Raw genomic sequence first — 2,504 nt, 5'->3', positions numbered from 1 at the left:
GTCGGCCTTGGTCAGGACAACGACACAGGCCGAGGCAAGCTGGCGCGGGATGACTTCCAGCACGCGCGCCAGCTTGAGGCCTTGACGGGGTCGAACAGGCAGATGGTCGAGGTGTGCTCAAAAAGCCCGTCTAGGCCGGAGAGCCGGAGCATCTTGTCCACGGCGGAGGGATCGGACATGCCGGAGGCCTCCACGATGATCAGATCCTCGTCGCGGGCGGCGAGGTTGGCCAGCGCCTTGATGAACGGCTCCCGCAGGCACGAGCAGAATACCGATCCGCCTCCGATCTCCACCACCACGCCGCCTTCGACGCCGGAGCGGCGCAGGGTTTCCCCGTCCACGGGGATGTCGCCGAAGTCGTTCAGCAGCACGGCTACCTTTCGATTCGAGTGGTGCAGCAGCAGCGACCGCAGCAGGGTCGTCTTGCCGCTTCCGAGGAAGCCGGAGAGGATGATCAGTTTCTTGCGCATTCCGTCAATCCTGCCTTGTGGGAAAGAGCCGAGGCCCGTGCCTCCTTGCCCCTTTTGGGGAATACTCCGTATCCTATCCGTTTTTAGTCCGATAGGGACTCCCGCCGCGCCGCCTCCCCATCTTGAAAGCCTTGGGTAGGAAAGGGGCGGGGTGGGGAGGAAAATCCTTCTTCAGAAGGGGTTCCTCTTCCCTCCCTCTTCCGTTCTACTTCATCGCTTCCTCAATCTCCTCCCGCAGCTTTTCGACGGTGGGGATGAGAGAGATGTGCTTGATGACGCCGTTGACGAGGAGCGAGGGGAGGTTCGTCAGGCCGACCTTGCTCACGAAAGCGAGGTTCTCGGGGAACATGATGGACCGTTCGACGACTTCGACCTTGTCGCCATAAATCTTGGCGGCGTTGTTGGCGGTTGCGACCATGTAGCCGCAGGCGGCGCAGGTCTTGGAGTCGATGGTCACGACCTCGACGAGGACATGGTCGAGGTTGACGTAGTCCGGCATTTCGATTTCCGGCAGATTGTCCTTGGCGACGTAGTTTTCAAGCGCCTTGCGGACGGCTTCGGGGTTGTGCACGGCCTGCCCCACGCCGATGAGATTCGCGGCGGGGGCGTCAAAAGGAACGTCGCAGCCGGGAGCGAGGATGAAGCGGTGCGTGCCCATCTTGTCCATCAGTTCGATGGCGGCCTTTTGATTGTCCTGCTGCGTGCCGAGCAGCATGGTGATGGTGAGCTGGAGGTTGCCGGAAATGGTGATGCCGTGGGCGTCCGTGAGCTTTTTGGCTTCCACGATGTCGACGTTTTCGTCGATGGCGATGCAGTCGGGCTTGGTGAGGCACATGGGTTCGATGTTCTTGGTGGCGTCGCCGCAGACGAAGAAGGAGGAGGGCATACCCTTTTCGCGCATGGAGGCGAAGAACTTCGTGTAGGGTCCGCTCAGGAAGGTTTCGAACATGTCCGGGGAGATTTGAGAGACAAGCGGGTCCACGGCGGCAATGATGTCGCACCCGGCCTCGATGTAGTATTCCGCAACCTCACGGACGACTTCCTCACAGTAGGCGACGAGGGCCTTCACGCCGTCCTCATCGTCGTACATATCCATAAAGATGTTGGTCCCGCGCAGGTGCGAGGCGAGGGTGAACGGGCCGCAGACGAGGCCGTACATGGCGATGTCGGGCTTGGCGGCCTTGAAGCGGCGCATGACGTCGAGGATGAGCGGGATGCGCCCGTCGGTCTTTTGGATGCGCCGCGTGGGGATGACGAGTTCGCCTTCGAGCGGGTGGGAGCAGACGGTGGGCGGGGTGTTGTCGTACCATGCGAGATCGCAGCCGAGGATTTCAGCTTCGACTTGCAGGTCGAACATGGGAGTCATGCCGTCCGGGGAGTATTGGGACTCCGCCTCGATGCAGCATTCGTATAGCTTGTCCGCGTCGCGGAACATTTCCTGCGCGGTATACCCCTTGAGGTTGGCGATTTGGGAACCGGTGTAGGGAACCCAGGGGGTCCGCTCGACGGGGTTCCCCTTCAATGCCTCGTTGATCAACGCCTTGCCGTGCATGATGCGCTCCTTGGGTGTGTGATGTATCAATTAGTTTGATCGCATTTTTTCGAATAAAAACGGATAGAATAATATATCTATAGCGAGGCCGTATATTCATTGCCGCAAAGAGAAGAGCGTCCGTATTGGAAGACTATTTGTGTATTATATACTGATATAACGTATAAAAATAGCGTCTATATTTAGAGATGACCATCCGGCTAGGTTTTTCTTGCATGTATATGTGATATATCTGTTGGAGTGAATTTATATCGGAGCAAGCTTCCTGTCCAGACCTTTTTTCGCTTTTTTCAAAAAAAGTTGTTCAAAAAAGCTCGATTTTCTATTTTTTATTATAAAAATAAGTAGTTAATAGATATATCTTTTACAAACCCATTTCCGCATGATCACACGGTATCGTAAAAACAAATATTTAATACCCTCTAATGGATTAAAAAAGCTGAGCTTCTCTCTCTCTCTCTCTCTCTCTCTCTCTCTCTCTC

Annotated in this window: 2 protein-coding genes; both read right to left on the bottom strand. The window is 56.1% G+C overall.

The annotated features are described in order from the left end of the window. Window positions 1-11: 11 nt before the first annotated feature. Window positions 12-470 (bottom strand): GTP-binding protein, encoded by a 459-nt coding sequence (locus tag HMPREF0178_RS21030; RefSeq protein ID WP_009368339.1) that lies wholly within the window; start codon window positions 468-470, stop codon window positions 12-14. A gap of 205 nt (window positions 471-675) precedes the next feature. Next, a complete protein-coding gene (locus HMPREF0178_RS12170) occupies window positions 676-2,022 on the bottom strand; it encodes a uroporphyrinogen decarboxylase family protein (RefSeq protein WP_009368338.1) in 1,347 nt (448 codons plus the stop codon). Window positions 2,023-2,504 lie beyond the last annotated feature (482 nt).

Source organism: Bilophila sp. 4_1_30, from assembly GCF_000224655.1.
GTDB classification, from domain to species: Bacteria; Desulfobacterota; Desulfovibrionia; order Desulfovibrionales; family Desulfovibrionaceae; genus Bilophila; species Bilophila wadsworthia.
Note: the sequence above shows the minus strand (reverse complement) of the source record. Positions and strands in the feature narration are given on the sequence as shown.